The sequence below is a fragment of the Novosphingobium sp. genome, from assembly GCF_027486195.1.
Classification (GTDB): Bacteria; Pseudomonadota; Alphaproteobacteria; order Sphingomonadales; family Sphingomonadaceae; genus Novosphingobium.
On record NZ_JAIXPP010000113.1, the window covers coordinates 1 to 19,699 of the forward strand.

Genomic DNA, 19,699 nt, shown 5'->3' on the forward strand with positions numbered 1-19,699 from the left:
GATGCCGTCAAGGTCACGCTGGGCCCCAAGGGCCGCAACGTCGTGATCGACAAGAGCTTCGGCGCGCCCCGCATCACCAAGGACGGCGTCACCGTCGCCAAGGAAATCGAACTCAAGGACAAGTTCGAGAACATGGGCGCGCAGATGCTGCGCGAAGTCGCCTCGAAGACCAACGACCTCGCGGGTGACGGCACCACCACCGCCACCGTTCTGGCTCAGGCCATCGTGCGCGAAGGCATGACTTCGGTCGCCGCCGGCATGAACCCGATGGACCTGAAGCGCGGCATCGATCTCGCCGTCAGCAAGGTCGTCGAGGATCTCAAGGCCCGCTCGACCCCGGTCGCCGGCACCGCCGAAATCGCCCAGGTCGGCATCATCTCGGCCAACGGCGACGTCGAAGTCGGCCAGAAGATCGCCGAAGCGATGGACAAGGTCGGCAAGGAAGGCGTGATCACCGTGGAAGAGGCCAAGGGCCTCGAATTCGAGCTCGATGTCGTCGAAGGCATGCAGTTCGACCGCGGCTACCTCTCGCCCTACTTCATCACCAACCCCGACAAGATGACGGTCGAGCTCGACAGCCCCTACATCCTCATCCACGAGAAGAAGCTCTCGTCGCTTCAGGCGATGCTTCCGGTTCTCGAGGCCGTGGTGCAGACCGGCCGTCCGCTCCTCATCATCGCCGAGGACATCGAAGGCGAAGCGCTTGCCACCCTCGTGGTCAACAAGCTGCGCGGCGGCCTCAAGGTCGCAGCCGTCAAGGCTCCGGGCTTCGGTGATCGCCGCAAGGCCATGCTGGGCGATATCGCCACGCTGACCGCCGGCGAGATGATCTCCGAAGACCTCGGCATCAAGCTCGAGAGCGTCACGCTCGCGATGCTCGGCCAGGCCAAGAAGGTCACGATCGACAAGGACAACACCACCATCGTCGATGGTGCCGGCTCGGCTGACGAGATCAAGGCCCGTGTCGAACATATCCGCGCCCAGATCGAAGTCACCACCAGCGACTACGACCGCGAGAAGCTGCAGGAACGTCTGGCCAAGCTGGCCGGCGGTGTTGCCGTGATCAAGGTCGGCGGCGCTTCGGAAGTCGAAGTCAAGGAGCGGAAGGACCGCGTCGACGACGCCCTCCACGCGACCCGCGCTGCGGTCGAAGAAGGCATCGTCCCCGGCGGCGGTACGGCTCTGCTCTACGCAACCAAGGCCCTCGTCGGCCTCAAGGGCGCCAACGATGACCAGACCAAGGGCATCGACATCGTCCGCCGTGCGATCCTCGCGCCGATCCGGCAGATCGCCACGAACGCCGGCCACGATGGTGCGGTCGTTTCGGGCAACCTGCTGCGCGAAGGCGATGAGACCCAGGGCTTCAACGCTGCGACCGACACCTACGAAAACCTGAAGGCCGCCGGCGTGATCGACCCCACCAAGGTCGTGCGCACCGCGCTTCAGGACGCCGCGTCGGTTGCCGGTCTGCTGATCACGACCGAAGCCGCGATCATCGAGCGTCCGGAAGACAAGGCCGCGATGCCCCCGATGGGCGGCGGCATGGGCGGTATGGGCGGCATGGACTTCTAAGTCCTGCGCTGTTCAAGCCGACAAGAATCGGGGCCGGAGGGGAAACCTTCCGGCCCTTTTTCTGTGCCGCCAGAATGCGCTTGTCACAAACGTTGCGGCCACATCGAAGGGCCGTCGATCACCTGATCGATCAAGGCTTCATCGGCGGGTAGCTGGCCGTCCAGCATCAGCATCGCAAGGCCATGGACCAGCGCCCAAGCCTGCAGGGCAAAGCGGCGGGCGGCTGCCTTGTCTCCACCGGTAACCTTCGCCGCGCGCCCCAGCAGCATGTCCGCCGCAAGATTGCCCTCTGGCAAGCTGTCACTACGCATGTCGCAATGCGTGAAGACGAGGCGGAACAGCCCCGGGTTCGCCAGCGCGAATCGCACATAGGCACGGCCAGTTGCTGAGAAAGCCTGATCCCCCGCATCTTCCGCCGCGCGCTGCTGCAATTGGCCAAGCCTGGCCAGCCCTTCCATGGCCATGGCCGTGAGCAGCGCCCGCTTGTCGGGGAAATGCCGATAGACCGCCGTCGCGGAAACACCCACTTCGCGAGCCAACCCACGCAGCGAAATCTCTGAAATATCCGTGCTTTCCAGGGCCTGCAGGCCAGCCGACACCAAGGCTGCCCGCAAATCGCCATGGTGATAGGCGCGCTGCTCCACAATTGATGTTGACACTGTTAGCATCGCCTCCATGTTTACAGCATAAACATCTACGGGGAGTTCTGTGCTGTGGCAAGCATCGTCGAAACCACCATTCGCACTGTCGTGACCAAGGGCGTGGAAACAGTCGCCGGCATCAATCGCAAGCGCCAGCGCAGAGACCGCCAGCACGCGTTCCTTTCAGGGCTTCACACCCCGGTTAGCGAGGAGCGGACGATCACCGATCTCACCGTCACTGGCACGATCCCGGCGGACCTGTCCGGCCGCTATGTCCGCATCGGCCCGAACCCGTTCAAGCCCGATCCGCGCGGGCATCACTGGTTCGTCGGCGATGGCATGGTCCACGGCGTCTACCTCAAGGGCGGAAAGGCCGAATGGTATCGGAACCGCTACATCCGCTCGAGCAAGCTTGAGGCGCAGGGCGGTCCGGCCGCAGCACCCGGGCCGCGGCTTTCGGCAGACTTCGATACGGTCAACACAAACGTGATCGGCCACGGCGGCAAGACCTGGGCGCTGGTCGAGGCGGGCAGCTTCCCGGTCGAGCTTTCGCACGATCTCGAAAGCGTGGCCTACACCGATCTGGAAGGCACCTTGCGCGTGCCCTTCACCGCCCACCCGCACGAGGATCCGCAGACCGGCGAGCTCCACGCCATCACCTACAACGGCACCACGCACGACAAGGTCTGGTATGTGCGGGTATCGCCCGAAGGCTCGGTAACACGCGAAGTGGCCATCCCTGTCGAACACGGCCCTTCGATCCACGAATCCAGCCTGACCGCGCGCTACGTGCTGATCTTCGATCTGCCGGTGACCTTCTCGATGAGCGCGGTCATCGGCGGCGCGACGTTCCCCTACAGGTGGAATCCCGATCACAAGGCGCGCGTAGGCCTTCTCCCGCGCGAAGGCGGCGCGGACGAGATCATCTGGTGTGAGGTCGATCCGCTCTACGTCTTCCATGTCAGCAACAGCTACGATGCCGAAGATGGCACGGTCGTGGTCGATCTCTGCGCCTATGAGACGATGTTCGAGCCTGCGGGCAGCGGCGGGGTGGACGGGCCCGTCGGCAAGCCGCTCGGCCTTGAGCGTTGGGTCATCGATCCCGCCGCCCGCGCGGTCAGCCGCAAGACGATCGACGCCACGCCGCAGGAATTCCCGCGCCCGGACGAACGCTTCTTTGGCCAGCCCTATCGCTATGCGTGGTCCATGGGCCTCGCCACCGATGATCCGGCAAACTTCATCGGCCATGCCCCGATCTTCGCGTTCGATCTGCACACGGGCGAGCGCACGGTTCGCGACTTCGGACCGGCCAAGGTGCCGGGAGAATTCGTGTTCGTGCCGCAGAGCGCCGATGCCCCCGAAGGCCACGGCTGGCTTATGGGCTATGTGATCGATGGCGCGAGCGGGACGACGGATCTCGTCATCCTCGATGCGCAGGACATCGCGGGCGAGCCGGTCGCCACGGTCCATATTCCTTGCCGCATCCCGCCGGGTTTCCACGGCAACTGGATCGCCGACTGACGGCGACTGCGTAGAGCGACCGGCAAAGGCGGCCGTCTACTGGACAGACGCCCCCGGTTCGCTAGTTTCCCCCTCAAATCATGGGACAAGAGGGGGAACGGCATGCGCAAGAGGACAATCGCTCTGGGATTGGCGGCGCTTGCCGTGCTCGGCGGCCTTGGCTGGTATGCCAGCCTCGATGCCGAAACGCGCGGCCTGCTCGCGGCCATGCCGACCAACCGCGATGTGCTGATGTGGACGGTCCCGCAGCGCGATGCCGCCTTCCGCGCCATGGACCGCTTGCCTGTGCTCGCCGAAGCACACGAAATCGCCGCCTCGGATCACCCTTTGCCGCTGCCAGCCGGCAAGCCGCTCACTGTGCCGGGGATCGATGGCTACATGGCCAGCCAGCGCGCTGCCGGGCTGGTGATCGTGCAGGACGGCAAGGTCCGGCTGGAACGCTACGGGCTGGGGTTCGATGCCAAGGGCCGCTGGACCAGCTTCTCGGTTGCCAAATCCTTCACCTCCACGCTGGTCGGCGCGGCGATCAAGGACGGCTATATCAAGAGCCTCGATGACAAGGTCAGCCAATACATCCCGGACCTCAAGGGCTCGGCCTATGACGATGTGAGCGTGGCGCAGCTCCTCACCATGAGTTCAGGCGTGCGCTGGAACGAGGACTACGAGGACCCCAAGGCCGACGTCGCCCTGTTCAACAATGCCGAGCCCGAGAAGGGCATGGACGCGACGGTGAGCTACATGCGCAAGCTCCCCCGCGCGCATCCGCCGGGCACGGTGTGGCACTACAACACCGGCGAGACCAACCTGATTGGCGTGCTCGTGTCCTCTGCCACGAAGAAGCCGCTTTCGCAGTATCTTGAAGAGAAGATCTGGAAGCCCGTCGGCATGGAAGCCAAGGCCACCTGGCTGCTCGGCAAGACCGGGCATGAGATCGCCGGCTGCTGCCTGCAAGCCGCGACGCGTGATTTTGCGCGCATGGGCCTGTTCGTCCTCGCGAATGGTAACGCTGCTGGCCAGCAGATCGTGCCGGCGGACTGGTTTTCGGCGGCGATCCACAAGCAGAAGGACATCGGCGAGCCGGGCAAGGGCTATGGCTACCAGTGGTGGACTTACGATGATGGCTCGGTCGCCGCGCAGGGCATCTTCGGGCAAGGCATCTTCATCGATCCCAATCGCCGGCTGGTGATCGCAAGCAATGCTGACTGGACCCGCGCGACCAAAGGCCCCGAAGGCGATGCGCGAGAGGCGTTCTACCAGAAGGTTCAGGCGCTGATCGACGCGGGCAACTGATCAGGCCGCGATTTCACGCTGTCCTACAGGCAGCCCCGCGGGGTAGGACTCGGGGCATGTCCGCCACGCCCTCCCCCGCCGATCGCCTGCCTGTTTTCCTTCGCGAAACCGGGGGCCGGAGTTTTCGCTCTGGACTGTGTCAACTGTGTCAACCTGACCTGGATTCGGCGCGACTCCCCCAAGTACCAATGGACAAGTCGGCTGGGCGGCCCCTAGGCCCTCGGATCGATTGGGCAGGGGGAATGGCGATGGTCAAGGCAGCGTGGGGCGCAGCCCTCGGAATACTGGCGTGGTCTAGTGCGGCCCACGCCGAAGGCGCGAAGCTCGCACCCGTGCCGGCCGCCCAGGCTCCGGGCTACGAACAGATCCGCGAGGCGGACCTGCGCGCCGACCTCACGTTCATCGCCTCCGATGCGCTGCTCGGCCGTATGTCGCTCCAGCCCGGCGATGATGCTGCGGTCCAGTGGATCGCTGCCGAATTCGCCAAAGCCGGGCTCAAGCCTGCCGCGACCGATGCAAAGGGCGCGCCGAGCTGGTACCAGAACGTGCCGCTGGTCGAATACCGTCCCAACCCCGCCGCCAATTCCCTCACCCTGCGCCTCGGCTCCACCGAACAAAGCTGGAAGGCGCCCGACATGCTCGGCGGCTTCCGCGATGATATCGATATTGCCGCCCCGCTCGCCTTTGCCGGCTATGGCATCAGCGCGCCCGGCGTCGGCTACGACGATTACAAGGGCCTCGACGTGCGCGGAAAGGTCGTCCTCGTGTTCGAACACGAACCGCAGGAAAACGATCCGGCCTCGCGCTTCAACGGCACCGGCAACACCCGCCACGCAACCAACCGCGTCAAGGCCCTGAATGCGCAAGCCCACGGCGCGCTGGCCCTGCTGGTCGTGGCTGAACCGAACCGCAAGCACCCCTCCAACCTCGAGCGCGTCAACCGCATCGGCGGCAGCGCAAAGCGCGTCCCCCCGCTGCCCGGCCAAGCGTTGCCGGATGACGAACTGCGCATTCCCGTGCTCACTGTTTCCGATGCGGTCGGCGCGGCCTTGCTGGCCAAGGCCGGGATTACCCCGCCGGCGCTGCAGTCGGCGATTGATAGCGGCCTCACCCCGCAGTCGCGCCCGCTCGCTGATACCACCGTTGCGCTTCATCTCGAAAACACCGCGCGCAGCCGCGGCGTTTCGGCGAACGTGGTCGGCCTGTTGCCGGGCTCGGACCCCACGCTTGCGCCCGAAACCGTGATCGTCAGCGCCCACCATGATCATGATGGCAGCACCACCGGCAATGGGGGCCAGGAGATCTGGCACGGAGCGGACGACAACGGCTCTGGCACCGTCGGCGTGGTGGCGCTGGCGCGGGCCTTCATGGCCAATCCGATGAAGCCGAAGCGCTCGATTCTTTTTGCCGTGTTCGCGGCGGAGGAGCGCGGTCTGCTCGGCAGCTACTACATGGCGATGCACCCGCTGCGCCCGCTGGCCACCACCCGGGCAATGATCAATTTCGACATGATCGGCCGCAACGAAGAGCCGAGCGACCAGACCACCGGGTTGATCGAGATCCCCAAGGATACCACAAACCGGCTGAACCTGATCGGCGCGACCTACAGTCCCGACTTCAACCGCACCGTACAGTCCGCCAATCGCAGCGTCGGGCTTGATCTCGATGACCGGTTCGATCACGAGAACGCGCTCAACGTGTTTTTCCGCAGCGACCAGTTTCCCTTCGTTCTGAAGGATGTACCGGCGATGTGGTTCAACACCGGCTTTCATCCCGATTACCACCACACCACCGACACTGCCGACCGGATCAACTACGTGAAAATGACGAAGATCGTGAAGCTGGCCTATCTCTCCGCCTGGCGTTTCGCCAGCGAGGCCGCGCCTCCAGCCTTCGTGCCCGATCCGGCGGGCCACTGACATCCCCAGCCGCCTCACACTGTCCCGTCCGGGAAGTGTGAAATCAATTTGACAGTCTATCTGTGAGGACTGATTGTCACCCATCCGGCAGCATCGCTGCAAGCCATGGAGGGCCGCCTCTTGCCCGACCAGTTTCCCCTTGAACCCACCCCCAGCCTTTCGGTCGAGACAGTCGTTTCGGTGCGCCACTGGAATGACTTCCTGTTTTCCTTCACGATCACCCGCCCGCCGAGCTTCCGTTTTCGGTCTGGCGAGTTCGTGATGATAGGGCTGATGGGCGACAACGGTCGCCCGCTGCTGCGCGCTTACTCAATGGCCTCGCCCGCCTATGACGAGGTGCTGGAATTCCTTTCGATCAAGGTGCCGGACGGTCCGCTCACGTCGCGCCTCCAGAAGATCAAGGAGGGCGATCACATCTATCTCGGCCGCAAGCCGACCGGCACGCTAGTGGCCGATGCGCTGCTCCCGGGTCGCCGTCTGTTCCTGCTGGGCACCGGCACCGGCCTCGCGCCATGGATGTCGCTGATCCGCGATCCCGATATCTACGACCGGTTCGAGCAGATCGCGGTGGTCCACTCGGTGCGCGGTGTATCCGATCTTGCCTATCGCGAGACATTGGAAGCCCGGCTGGCCGATGATCCGCTGGTGGGTGAGATGGCGGCGGAACGGCTGACCTACATCCCCACCGTCACGCGCGAGCCTTTCCACACCAACAAGCGCATCGAAGGCCTGATGCTCGATGGCACGCTGTTTCAAGGTTCGCTGGGCGAGCCCAAGAACTTCGACCCCGTGCACGACCGGGTCATGCTCTGCGGCTCGATGACGATGATCAAGGAAGTCGCTGCCATGCTCGAAGGCTTCGGGTTCACCGAGGGTGCGAATTCGCATCCCGGCGAGTACGTGATCGAGCGCGCCTTCGTCGGCTAGGGCAGCCGCTCCAGCAGGATCAACGTGCCGCCTTCATCTTCGTGCGCATCATAGCGCACGAAGCCAAGTTTGTCGGCCACGGCTAGCGACGGCAGGTTGGTGTCGTTGATCATGCAGGCCACCCTGCGGAGCGGGAATGCCGCATCGAACCAGCCGAGCGAGGCGCGCGCAGCCTCGCTCGCCACCCCTTGCCCCCATGTCTTGCGGGCGAAGATCCAACCGATCTCAGGCGTATCATCGAGGCCATGTGCGAACCCGCGCCACGAATGGAACACGCCGCAGATGCCCAGCACCTCGTCCGATCCGCGCGCGCGGCAAGTGAAAATGCCATAGCCGTACAGCGCCCATGATCCCGCGTTGCGGCAAAGCCGATTGAACTCCTCGACCGCGCCAGTCGGCCGGTTGCCGAGATGGCGGCGGACCTCATCGTCCGCCAGCAGATCGATCATGGCGGGATGATCGCGCGGCGCAGGTCGCCAGAGGTCGAGGCGGTCGGTCGAGATTTCGGGGCCAGTCATAGCAATACGTCTACCGCGTGGATCGCCAACCCGACAAGTCCGCCGACCAACGTGCCGTTGATGCGGATGAACTGGAGGTCCCGGCCGACCGCGCCCTCGATGCGATCGGTCACGGTTCGTGCATCCCAGCGGCGCACGGTTTCGGAAACCAGCCGGACAATCTCGCCGCCATAGCGCGTGGCGACGCCGACCAAGGTTCTTCGCGCAAAGCGGTTGACGAGGATCTGCAGGCGCGTGTCATGCTGCAAGGCGCGGCCCAGCTCGGCCAGCGAGGCACCGATGCGGTCACCCCCATCTGCCGCCCCGCTGCCGCCAGAGCGGACTGCGCGCAGCAGCTGAGCTCGCCCGCGCTCCCACAGGCCATCGAGCCATGCCGCGAACGCCGGGTTGGCCAGGACATCCCGTTTCATAGCTTCGACCCGCGCGTGCATGGCAGGATCGTTCACCAGAGCTTCTGCCAGCGCATGCAGGCTCTCCTCGATCTTCAATCGCAGCGGATGATCCTCGATCACCACGGTCTCGGCGAGAAGCTTGTAGAGACCGTCGAGAATGCCGTTGGCCAGACGCTCGTCAAGACCCGTCCAGCGCATCACCGTATTCGCCTTGTCGTGGATCATGCGGCGCACGAGATCCTCGTTGGCTTCCAGAGCTTCGGCTGACCGGCGGATCAGGGCTTCGATCAAGGGCATGTGGCGGCCTTCCGCGATCATGGCGGAAAGCAGGTTGCCCAGCAGCGGCGCAAGCGCGAGCCGCTCGATTCGGCTGCGCAGCGCGGCCTTGGCCATCCCGCCAAGCTTTTCCTGATCGAGCGATTCCAGCACATCGGCAATGAGGCTTGCCGCACCCGCCCCAAGCCGGCCTTCGCCGGGACGCGGGTTGGCGAGATACTGGCCGGCGGCGCTGGCCGCATTCAGGCCACGCAGCCGGCGCGCGACAACCGGCGGAGTGAGGAAGTTTGCCCGGAGAAAGGCCGCCATCGAATCGGCAATGCGATCCTTGTTCTCCGGGATGATCGCGGTGTGCGGAATGGGCAGTCCAAGCGGATGGCGGAACAGCGCGGTAACCGCGAACCAGTCCGCGAGGCCGCCAACCATGGCCGCCTCGGCAAAGGCGCGCAGGAACCCCCAGCCGGCATAGTTTGCCTCAAGCTGCCTTGCAGCAAGGAACAGCGCGGCCATCAGCAGAAGCAGCGCTGTCGCGAAAAGCCGCATGCGGCGCGCAGGATCAGCCATCGGACGCATGTGAGCCGATAGTTCTGGCGCAGAGCTGGCGGAAGGTCCTCCTGGCGTCGCGATCACTCCGCCGGGAAGGCCTCGCCTACAGCGTGCTGGTGCTGATCACGCGCAGCTTCACGCGGATCGTAAGAGAGCACCCTGCGTCCGATCCACGGACCGACCCGCTTCTCGAGGCCGTCAGCAAGGCTGAACCCTGCCGGAACAAGCAGCAGCGTAAGCAGCGTCGAGAGCGCAAGGCCGCCGATCACGACAATGCCCATCGGTGCACGCCAGCCCGCGTCGCCACCGAGCGAAACCGCCGTTGGCACCATGCCCGCAATCATCGCCACGGTGGTCATCACGATCGGCTGGGCGCGCTTGTGCCCGGCTTCGATAATCGCATCGAGCTTGGGAGTACCCTTGGTCATTTCCTCGATCGCGAAGTCGATGAGCAGGATCGAGTTCTTCGCAACAATCCCGAACAGCATGAGGACACCGATGAACACAGGCAGCGAGAGCGCCTGACCCGTCGCCAGCAGCAGCAGTAGTCCGCCCAGCGGCGCGAGGAACAGCGAGCCCATGTTGACGAGCGGCGAGATGAAGCGGCGATAGAGCAGCACCAGTACGGAGAAGACCAGCAGCACGCCTGCCGCCAGTGCGACCATGAAGTTGTAGAGCATTTCCTCCTGCCAGCGATCTTCACCGGCAGGAGCATTCGAGACACCCTGGGGCAGATTCCGCATGATCGGCAGCGCCTTGATCGCGGCATCCGCGGTGCCCTTGACAACGCCCGGCGGCAAATCCGCCCCGACGAACACGCGGCGGTTCTGATTGTAGCGCTGGATGCTGGTCGGACCCGAACCAAAGCCAATCGTCGCCACGCGCGAAAGCGGGACCGATCCGCCGGAGATGGTCGGAACCGGGAGATTTTCCAGCGTGGACAGATCGCGACGCGACGCGACAGGCAGCTTTACCCGGATCGGCACCTGGCGATCCGAAAGTGAAAACTTCGCGCTGTTCTGGTCGATCTCACCCTGTGTCGCGATGCGGATGACCTGGCTCAGTTGCTGGGTCGTCACGCCAAGCGAAGCGGCCAGATCGAGGTGCGGCGTGATCACGATTTCCGGGCGGCGCAAATCGGCGCTGATGCGCGGCGCCACGACTTCCTTGAGTTGACTCATCTGTTCGACAAGTGTCTGCGCCGTCTTCTGCAGGAGATCGGGATCGGAACCGGACAACATGACGCTGATTGCGCGCCCGGAACCGCCGCCGGGACCGCCACCGTTCTGGTTCATGAAGCTGACGCGCGCATCTGCGACCTTCTGAAGCCGCGGCGTGAGAGCGCGTTCGAACTCGATGCTGGACCGCTTGCGATCACGCTTCAGTTCCAGGAACACGCGGCCATTGCCTTCGTTGATGCGCTCGAGCGCAACATCGATCTCAGGTTCGTCTTTCACGAGCGCCAGCACTTCGTCGACCTTGCGTTCGGTCTGCTCGATCGTGGTTCCCGGCACCATCTCGATCGTGATGCGGCTGAAATCGCCATCGGTCTCCGGGAAGAACTGCGACGGGATGGCCATGAACAGCACCACGGTGAAGGCCAAGGCGCCCACCGCAACGCCCATCATCCACAAGCGGTGATCGCGCAGCCGCGCGCGGAACCAGCGCCGCGGAAAGCGCTCGCGATAGGCGGTAACGCTGCGGGTATCGAGCGACCATTCGAGCACACGCATATAGCGCTGCATCCACGGCCCGTTGCCGTGTTCCGCCTGACCGTGGGCCTTGAGGAAGTAGGCCGCGATCATCGGGGTGATCATTCGGGCGACCAGCAGCGAGAACAGCACCGCGATGACCACGGTAAGGCCGAAGTTCTTGAAGAACTGGCCGGAGACGCCAGGCATCAGCGCAACCGGCAGGAACACCGCCACGATCGAGAAAGTCGTCGCGACCACCGCGAGGCCGATCTCGTCCGCCGCGTCGATGGCCGCCTGATAGGCGGACTTGCCCATGCGCATGTGTCGAACGATATTCTCGATCTCCACGATCGCATCGTCCACGAGAACGCCCGCAACAAGGCCGAGCGCAAGTAGCGACATCGTGTTGAGCGTGAAGCCGATCAGGCTCATCAGCCAGAACGTGGGGATCGACGAGAGCGGGATGGCGATCGCCGAAACGATCGTGGCGCGCCAATCACGCAGGAAGAAGAACACCACGATTACCGCGAGCACGGCACCTTCGACCATCGCCGACATCGACGACTTGTACTGGTCCTTGGTGTAGCCCACGCTTGAGAACAGCTGGATGAAGTGGACGCGGCCGCCCTGCTCCTTCTCGATCTTGCCGAGTTCCTTGACCGTGTCATCGAACACGCTGACATCGGATTCGCCGCGCGCGCGGGCGATGCTGAAGGTCACCACCGGCTTGCCGTTGCTCTTGGCGATGGAGGTGATTTCGCTGAAGCTGTCGCGCACGTCAGCGACGTCGGACAAGCGAACGGTCCGGCCGTTTGAAATGCCGACTTGTGTGCGGGAGAGTTCGAAAGCGCTCGCCGCATTGCCGAGCACGCGCACGGCCTGACGCGAGCCGGCGACTTCGGCACGCCCGCCCGCAGCGTTCAGATTGACCTGACGCAGCGCCGCATTGATCTGCGTGGCGGTGACGCCCTGGGCTTTCATGCGCATCGGATCGAGGGTGACCGCGATTTCGCGGTTTACCCCGCCGTTGCGCTCGACCTCGGCCATGCCGGGCACCGACAGCAGCCGTTTGCGCACCGTATCGTCGATGAACCACGAAAGCTGTTCGATGGTCATGTCGTCGGCAGAAACGGCGAAGTATGCGATCGCGTCGGACGAGGTCTGCGCCTTGACCACTTGCGGTTCAAGGATGCCCTCGGGCAGATCGCCGCGCACCTGATCGACCGCGTTCTTGACCTCGTTCACCGCAGCATTGATGTCCGTGCCGATGGCGAACTGGACCATCGTCTGGCTGGAGCCTTCGGTGGCCGTCGAGCTCAGCGTGTCCACCCCAGCGATCGTCCGCACCGCGGATTCGATCCGCTGGGTGATCTGGTTCTCGATCTCGGTCGGCGCTGCACCCGGCTGGGAGATGGTGACAATGACCAGCGGAAACTCGATGTCCGGCTGGTCCTGCACCTTCATGCTCATGAAGGCCATAATCCCGGCCAGAGTGAGGCCGAGGAACAGGACGATCGGCACCACCGGGTTGCGGATGGACCAAGCGGAGATGTTGCGGAAGTTCATGGTGGCCGTCCCTGCTTACGAGCCGGGGCGGGCAGCGGGAGCGGTAGCGTTTGCGGTGACGGGGCGCACGACATCGCCGGGGTTGAGGAAGCCGCCCGCACGCAGCACGATCCGCTCATTGCCTGCGAGACCGTCGGTCACAACAATGCCTTGCGCGGTCACGTCACCGGTCTTCACACTGCGGCGCGAGACCTTGTTGCCCTGATCCACCACGTAGACGAACGGACCTTGCTGGTCTGACAGGATGGCCGATTCCGGAAGCATCGGTGCCGTCACGGAACCACTGCGAATCTGCGCGCTTGCGAACCCGCCAGGGCGCAAGGCCCGATCATACGCCAGCGAGATGCGCGCGACCCCTTCGCGCGTCTGTGCATCGATCGTGGGCGAAAGCTGCCAGATCTGGCCGATATACGGTTTGTCGGTGCCAACGGGGGTCACTTCGGCCGACTGGCCCACAGCAAGCCGCGCGAGATCGTTTTCGGCGAGCCGCGCCTGCATCTCGAACTGGCCATCCTTGGCAATCCGGAACAGAACGCCGCTGCCGGGGCTGACAATCTGGCCCGGCTCGACACCACGGGTGAGAACGAGGCCCGCTGCCGGCGCAACGATATTCAGCCGCGCGCTGCTCGCACGAAGCTGGCCGAGTTCGGCAGATGCGACGCTCACTTGCGCGACCGCCGCATCGCGGGTCGCGGTGAGCCGATCAACATCGGCCTTGGAAATGAAACCGCGCTCGACCAGCTTGAGCGCACGGTCGAGATTGGCTTGTGCAATGCGAGCGTTGGCACGCTGGACTTCGATGTTGGCTGCCTGTCCGGCGATCTGCTGCGCCTGCACGGAACGATCGACCACGGCGAGAACCTGCCCGGCACGCACCCAGTCGCCCGCATCGACCAGCACGCTGATGACGCGTCCACCTTCACCGGCAATCCCCACCGGCATCTCGCGCCGTGCCGCGATGGCGCCACTGGCCGTGATCGATCCTGTCACATTGGTGCGGCCCGGGGTGATGACGCTGACCGACTGGGCCTGCGAGTTGCTGGCCGATGCAGCGTCTGTCGGTGCCGGCGACTTGTGCATGAAATACCAGGCGAAGCCGAGCGCAATTGCGATCAGGACCGCAACGATCACAAGGCGGCGCTGTCCACCGCCCGCTGAACCGAAATCACCATCACCCACTGCTGGGTCAATGGCGGGCTGCAGCCCGGATCTGATTTTCGTTTCATAATTCATGTCGTTCACGTGCCTTAGTCCCGGTCGGGCGCCGAACAGCCGGGGATAGGGGCCGATCCCCATCCTGACGGAAGTGTGTTATCTGACTATATCACTTCCCGCAAGCGCGGGTAGCGACGCTGTGCCGCACGCAATCGTAGTCTTAGCGCTGCATCCGACGAGTGACAATTGCGGCTCGACGAAGCGCATGAACAAATGATTCGAGCGTTGCGACGATGCAACCGCAATCGTGCTTTGAACCCAACCCTTGAGGGCAATCCCAAGCAAAGGACCCAAAGCAGATAGCCCAAAGCAAATGGCCGCCCCGATGATCGGGACGGCCATTGCATGAAGCAGAGCGCTTGTCTGACCGATGCCGGCGAATCAGAACTTGAGTTGGCGTTCGTAAAGATCGCGGTAGTGCTGGATGCGAGTCACGCGCAGGCCCTGCATGCCCGAGCGATCAACCGCGCGTTGCCAGGAAGCGAATTCCTCGAGCGTGAGGCTATAGCGCTCGCACACCTCATCGATCGTGAGGAGACCACCATTAACGGCTGCGACGACCTCGGCCTTGCGGCGAACGACCCAACGCGTGGTCGATGGCGGCGGAAGGCTGTCCAGCGTCAGCGGCTCGCCAAGGGGGCCAATAACTTGCGACGGCTTGATTTTCTGATTCTCAATCATGTCAATTCTCGTCTGGTCGACGTTGCGGGGCGACTTCGGGAGCTGACCCTTCTTTGCCGTTCACGTCATTTCCATTCGCTGAAGAGGCGGGGTTAACAGGCCCTTCAGATTCCATTTCAACGCTCCGGAGCAACACCGCAGCCGATTCATGGAAACTGAAGCCCTTTCCGCCGTGAGGTCCGGATGCGCCGCTGTCCGAACCTGAGTTGCAAGAGATCACCAATCCTGACCCGGCCCCGGGAAGCACGCCGCGCGTATCGTGCGCCGCTACGAGCCGCGCGCAGAGCTCGCTCCAACCTAGCGGGCGCAACCCGCGGCCCGAATCGCCCGGTGCCTGTGGCCATGAATCGGAAAATCTCATCTCCATGAGCGGGTCTCTAGCCCACGGTCCAATAAAGGAGGGTAAACTGCCCCTTCACCAAGAGTTAGGTTTTGCGGAGAGTGCGCCGTCCCCGCCAAGGGGCTTTTTTGATCTGCCGCTCGCCTCCGAAAGGGCCTATGGGGCCGGAATGCAAAGCAAGTTGGGCACAAACGGAACCCCTGCAGAGACCGAAAACGAGTCTCCGGCGGCGGCCACGCTTCCGCTGCGCGAGAGCGAGGCCGCAGAACTTTTTTCACTTCCGCAAGGAAATGGGCCGCGGCGAATCGTCGTTGCCATGTCGGGTGGTGTCGATAGTTCGGTGGTCGCCGGGCTGGCGGCTGCAAGCGGCGCCGAAGTGATCGGCGTGACGCTGCAACTCTATGACTATGGCGCTGCGACTGGTCGCAAAGGCGCCTGCTGCGCAGGCGATGATATCCGCGACGCCCGCGCCGTCGCCAACCGGCTCGGCATCGCGCACTACGTGTTTGACCATGAGTCGCGTTTTCGCGAGGACGTGGTCGAGCGATTTGCCGACGACTATCTCGCCGGGCGCACCCCGATCCCCTGCATTCGCTGCAACATGGGGCCCAAGTTCACCGACCTGCTCACCATGGCGCGCGATCTTGGGGCGGACTGCCTCGCCACGGGGCACTACGTGCGGCGCATCGAGGGCGCGCAAGGGCCAGAATTGCATCGCGCCATCGATCCTGCACGCGATCAGTCCTACTTCCTCTATGGCACCACCGAGGAACAGCTGGTGTTTCTCCGATTCCCCCTTGGCGGTCTGCCCAAGTCGGAGGTTCGCGCGATGGCAGCCGCGCTCGGCCTTGGTGTCGCGACCAAGCCCGACAGCCAGGATATCTGCTTCGTTCCGGATGGCGACTATGCGGCGATCGTGACGAAGATGCGGCCGCAAGGTTCCGCGCCGGGCGAGATTGTTCATGCCGCGACCGGGGCCGTGCTGGGCACGCATCGCGGCGTCATCCACTATACAGTAGGCCAGCGGCGCGGTCTCGAGATCGGCGGACAGAGCGAACCGCTCTATGTGACGGCGTTGAACGCACCGGCGCGGCGGGTGATGGTGGGACCCAAGGCCATGCTGGCCGTCGGCTCGGCGCGGCTGGGTGAAACCAACCGCATCGGCGCGATGCCGCCCGCAGCCGCTTCGATCACCGCCAAGGTGCGCTCGCTCGCAAAGCCGGTGCCGATTTCGATCGAGGGCGAACTGGGTGAAGGAGCCACTTGCCGTATCCGCTTCCAGCAGCCCGAATTCGGTGTGGCGCCGGGCCAAGCGGCCGTGCTCTATGACGGTGACCGCGTAATCGGCGGTGGCTGGATCGAAGAAACCTCGCCCTGGGCCGAAAGCGCGTAGCGCCCTGTCAGTTCCCCCAAGGCTCCATCACGCAGCCCCAGCCCTCGCGATAAGTTGCGGTCTGCCGTGCGATCAGCGGAAACCGCGCGGTGACGCTGCGTGCGGTGGCATCCTCGGTCAAGGTGATGAGGTCCATGCCCGGTTCGAAATCCTTGCGGCAATCGCCGAGCGGTCTGCCCCCGACGAAGCGGCAGGAACACGCGACGCGCGCGCCATAGGCAGCGCCCGTAACGGCGTAGCCATACAGCTGCGGCCACACGAAGGCCCCGCCGCCTGCAAGGAATGCAAGCGCGAGCAGGGCCCAGCGCAAGCGCCGCCGGCGCGGCTGCGTGGAGGAAGAGACCGGTTTGGGGGAAGCAGCTGGTTTGGCCATTGCCATGCGGGGTCAATCTGGAGAAAAGCTGGCCACCTGATGGCCCGACGCTCTCTTGCCTTTATCGCCCCGCTTGCGCTTGTGCCAGCCCTGTTCGGTTGCAGCCCTGCTGCACCCCCTGCGCCGCCCCCGGTTTCTGCGGAAGCGCTCAAGGCGGTCTCGGCCAATCCCGGCGTACCGCGCGAAGAACTGGCGCGCCGGGTCGATGCGCTGTTCAACGAGTCAGACGCGGCCGAAACACGCTCCGTGATCGTGATGCAAGGCGGGCGCGTCATCGCCGAGCGGTATGCGCCGGGCTATCACGAGAACACCCGCTTCGTGAGCTGGTCGATGGCCAAGTCGATCACCGGTGTCATGATCGGGATGCTGATTTCGGATGGCCGGCTGCGGTTGGACGAGCCGGCACCCATTCCCGCCTGGCAGCGCCCCGGTGATCCGCGCGGCGAGATCACGCTGCGCCAGCTGCTCCAGATGCGCTCCGGCCTGCGCCATGCCGAAGCCGTTGCGCCGCCATGGAAATCCGATGAAGTACGCATGCTGTTCCTTGATGGACGTGACGCGATGGCGCGCTATGCAGAGGACCAGCCGCTGCAGTATGAGCCGGGCCGCAAGTGGGTCTACTCGACAGCGACAAGCGTCATTCTCGCCGATCTCGCCGCGCGCGTGCTCTCACCAGCACCTGACCCCGAAAGCCGCCGCCGCGCGGTTGCGGAGTACCTGAGGACGCGCTTGTTCGACCCGGTCGGCATGCGCTCGATGGTGCCGGAGTTCGACGCATCAGGCACCCTGATCGGCGGCAGCCTGATTCACGGCACGGCGCGCGATTGGGCGCGCTTCGGCGAATTCCTGCGCAATCGCGGCGCCGTGGCGGGTGCACAGCTCGTCCCCCGCCAGTGGATCGATTTCATGGTCACCCCGTCTCCGCGCGAAGCGCAGTACGGCGCACAGATCTGGCTCAACCGTACGCCGACAACGGGCAAACCCGCCCTGTTCCCGGAACGCGGCCCGCGCGACCTGTTCGCCTGCCTTGGTCACCTTGGCCAGTATGTGCTGGTCTCACCATCACGCCAACTCGTCGTCGTCCGTCTCGGCAAGACGCAGGAAGACCAGCTCGATCCGGTAACCGCACGTCTGGGAGCGCTTGTCGCGCTGTTTCCGCGAAGCCGGTAGGCCCCTTCAGCGCCGGGCAGGCGCGCCCTGGGCCAGCAGCGCGGGGCTGGTACCATCCGGCGCGGACGCAAGCAGATCCTGCGCACCGAGCGCTGCCTCATCGACATGGCCATCGGGATCGGGATGGATCAGGATCTCGACACCCGGGAATGCTTCGAGCAGTTTTGCCTCGATCTCGTCCATGACCCGGTGCGCTTCGGTCACGGTCATGCGTCCATCGACCCAGACGTGAAACTGCACGAAATCGCGGTTGCCGCTGGTGCGGGTGCGAAGATCGTGCAAGCCCTTGAGCTCCGGATGCTGGGCAACGACCGCAAGAAACCGCTCGCGCTTTTCGAGCGGCCATTCGTGATCCATCAATTGCTCGATCGCGGCCTGCGATGCCCCCCAGGCGCCCCAGCCCAGCCACAGCGCAATGCCGAAAGCAAACACGGCATCCGCACCGGCCAGGCCCAGCCAATGATCGAGTGCCAGTGCGGCAATCACCGCGATATTCAGCACCAGATCCGATGAATAGTGTAGATTGTCCGTCGCAATGGCGAGGCTGCCCGTCGTCCGGATCACGCGGCGCTGATAGCCAAGCAGAAAGAACGTCGCCGCAATCGCAACGAGGGAAACCAGCATGCCGGCTTCCGCATCGGCGGGGCGTCCGCCGCCGAGAAACTCATCGACGGCACGCCATGCAAGGCCAAGCGCCGAAAGCGAGATCAGCACAACCTGGAACATGGCCGTCAGAGCCTCGGCTTTGCCATGACCGAACCGGTGGTTTGCGTCTGCAGGCTGCGCGCCGATCCAGACACCGAGCAGCGTCGCCAGACTGGCGACCAGATCGAGCCCGGTATCGGCAAGGCTGCCGAGCATGGCCGTGGAGCCAGTGGTGACCGCCGCATAGCCCTTCATCGCCAGCAGCATCGCCGCAACAGCGATGCTGGCGTAAGCAGCACGGCGATTGAGCTCGCCGTGATCGGGGCTGCGGGTCATGTCCATCCTGAAATCGTGCTGTCTCTTACGGATAAAGCAGCGAACTGGCCCACTGGTTCCCGTCGAGACGGGTGAAACGGCGGCGTTCGTGGAGGCGGAAGGCACGGTCCTGCCAGAATTCGATCGCATGAGGCGTCACGCGGTAGCCGGACCAATGTGCCGGGCGCGGCACCGATCCATCAGGATACTCGGCCCGCAATGCTTCGACCCGCGCCATGTAATCCTCGCGCGAGGGTAGGGGACGAGACTGATCAGACGCTGCCGAGCCAAGCCGCGATTCGGGATGGCGGCTGGCGAAGTAGGCGTCCGCTTCGGCAGGGGTGACTTCCTTGATCGTCCCTTCGATCCGCACCTGCCGGCGCAGGCTCTTCCAGTGGAAGAGCAGTGCGACCTGGGGATTGGCCGCCAGTTCCCCGCCCTTGCGGCTTTCGAAATTGGTGTAGAAGACAAATCCGTCAGATCCGTGGCCCTTGAGCAGAACCATGCGCACCGAAGGAGCCGCGCCCGGCGTTGCCGTCGCCAGCGCCATAGCATTCGGATCGTTGGGCTCGCTCGCCTTCGCTTCGCTAAACCACGCCTCGAAAATCGCGAAGGGATCAGACCCGGGAATGGCATCGTCGTTCATATCGGTGGGCACGGCTTGGGTCCTGTCCATTCCAGATAACGGTCATTCAGATGCGTTCG

The 19,699-nt window shown here is 64.3% G+C and carries 16 protein-coding genes; 7 read left to right on the plus strand and 9 right to left on the minus strand.

The genetic code is table 11. The annotated features are described in order from the left end of the window. Nucleotides 1-1,572, plus strand: a 1,572-nt coding sequence (gene groL, locus Q0071_RS19275; RefSeq protein ID WP_298173546.1) for a chaperonin GroEL, incomplete at its 5' end; no start/stop codon positions are given. A gap of 83 nt (nt 1,573-1,655) precedes the next feature. Here groL and Q0071_RS19280 read toward each other — a convergent pair. Next, on the minus strand, nt 1,656-2,249 hold the full coding sequence (locus tag Q0071_RS19280) for a TetR/AcrR family transcriptional regulator (protein WP_298173549.1): 594 nt from the start codon (nt 2,247-2,249) through the stop codon (nt 1,656-1,658). Between the two features lie 36 nt (nt 2,250-2,285). Between Q0071_RS19280 and Q0071_RS19285 the strand changes: the two genes are divergently transcribed. From Q0071_RS19285 to Q0071_RS19300, 4 genes are all read left to right on the plus strand, one after another. Further along, a complete protein-coding gene (locus Q0071_RS19285) occupies nt 2,286-3,734 on the plus strand; it encodes a carotenoid oxygenase family protein (protein WP_298173552.1) in 1,449 nt (482 codons plus the stop codon). A gap of 102 nt (nt 3,735-3,836) precedes the next feature. After that, nucleotides 3,837-5,024 (plus strand): serine hydrolase, encoded by a 1,188-nt coding sequence (locus Q0071_RS19290; RefSeq protein ID WP_298173555.1) that lies wholly within the window; start codon nt 3,837-3,839, stop codon nt 5,022-5,024. 242 nt (nt 5,025-5,266) lie between these two features. Then, nucleotides 5,267-6,943: a M28 family peptidase gene (locus Q0071_RS19295; protein ID WP_298173557.1), complete on the plus strand. Its 1,677-nt coding sequence runs from the start codon at nt 5,267-5,269 to the stop codon at nt 6,941-6,943. Between the two features lie 105 nt (nt 6,944-7,048). Continuing rightward, entirely contained in the window at nt 7,049-7,870 is an 822-nt protein-coding gene (locus tag Q0071_RS19300) for a ferredoxin--NADP reductase (RefSeq protein WP_298173560.1), read from the plus strand. Here Q0071_RS19300 and Q0071_RS19305 read toward each other — a convergent pair. The 5 genes from Q0071_RS19305 to Q0071_RS19325 all read right to left on the minus strand — a co-directional run bounded on the left by Q0071_RS19305 (nt 7,867) and on the right by Q0071_RS19325 (nt 14,758). After that, nucleotides 7,867-8,388 (minus strand): GNAT family N-acetyltransferase, encoded by a 522-nt coding sequence (locus Q0071_RS19305; protein ID WP_298173563.1) that lies wholly within the window; start codon nt 8,386-8,388, stop codon nt 7,867-7,869. The two genes, Q0071_RS19300 and Q0071_RS19305, sit on opposite strands and share 4 nt — an antisense overlap. Next, nucleotides 8,385-9,599, minus strand: coding sequence for a DUF445 domain-containing protein (locus Q0071_RS19310; protein ID WP_298173626.1), 1,215 nt, complete (start codon nt 9,597-9,599; stop codon nt 8,385-8,387). Before Q0071_RS19310 ends, Q0071_RS19305 begins: the two co-directional genes overlap by 4 nt. 83 nt (nt 9,600-9,682) lie before the next feature. Beyond that, entirely contained in the window at nt 9,683-12,862 is a 3,180-nt protein-coding gene (locus Q0071_RS19315; RefSeq protein WP_298173566.1) for an efflux RND transporter permease subunit, read from the minus strand. A gap of 15 nt (nt 12,863-12,877) precedes the next feature. Beyond that, entirely contained in the window at nt 12,878-14,041 is a 1,164-nt protein-coding gene (locus Q0071_RS19320) for an efflux RND transporter periplasmic adaptor subunit (protein WP_298173569.1), read from the minus strand. Between the two features lie 417 nt (nt 14,042-14,458). Continuing rightward, a complete protein-coding gene (locus tag Q0071_RS19325) occupies nt 14,459-14,758 on the minus strand; it encodes a DUF1153 domain-containing protein (protein ID WP_147159651.1) in 300 nt (99 codons plus the stop codon). 509 nt (nt 14,759-15,267) lie between these two features. Here Q0071_RS19325 and mnmA point away from each other — a divergent pair. After that, nucleotides 15,268-16,491, plus strand: coding sequence for a tRNA 2-thiouridine(34) synthase MnmA (gene mnmA, locus Q0071_RS19330; RefSeq protein ID WP_298173573.1), 1,224 nt, complete (start codon nt 15,268-15,270; stop codon nt 16,489-16,491). Between the two features lie 7 nt (nt 16,492-16,498). Here mnmA and Q0071_RS19335 read toward each other — a convergent pair whose 3' ends face one another. Next, entirely contained in the window at nt 16,499-16,864 is a 366-nt protein-coding gene (locus tag Q0071_RS19335) for a hypothetical protein (RefSeq protein ID WP_298173576.1), read from the minus strand. Nucleotides 16,865-16,903: 39 nt separating this feature from the next. Here Q0071_RS19335 and Q0071_RS19340 point away from each other — a divergent pair, with 39 nt between their 5' ends. After that, nucleotides 16,904-18,034: a serine hydrolase gene (locus Q0071_RS19340; protein ID WP_298173579.1), complete on the plus strand. Its 1,131-nt coding sequence runs from the start codon at nt 16,904-16,906 to the stop codon at nt 18,032-18,034. A gap of 6 nt (nt 18,035-18,040) precedes the next feature. Here Q0071_RS19340 and Q0071_RS19345 read toward each other — a convergent pair whose 3' ends face one another. Continuing rightward, nucleotides 18,041-19,021 carry a cation diffusion facilitator family transporter gene (locus Q0071_RS19345; protein ID WP_298173583.1) on the minus strand — a complete coding sequence of 327 codons (981 nt, stop codon included), beginning with the start codon at nt 19,019-19,021 and terminating at the stop codon, nt 18,041-18,043. Nucleotides 19,022-19,040: 19 nt separating this feature from the next. Beyond that, nucleotides 19,041-19,670 (minus strand): pyridoxamine 5'-phosphate oxidase, encoded by a 630-nt coding sequence (gene pdxH, locus Q0071_RS19350; RefSeq protein WP_298173586.1) that lies wholly within the window; start codon nt 19,668-19,670, stop codon nt 19,041-19,043. Between the last annotated feature and the right edge of the window lie 29 nt (nt 19,671-19,699).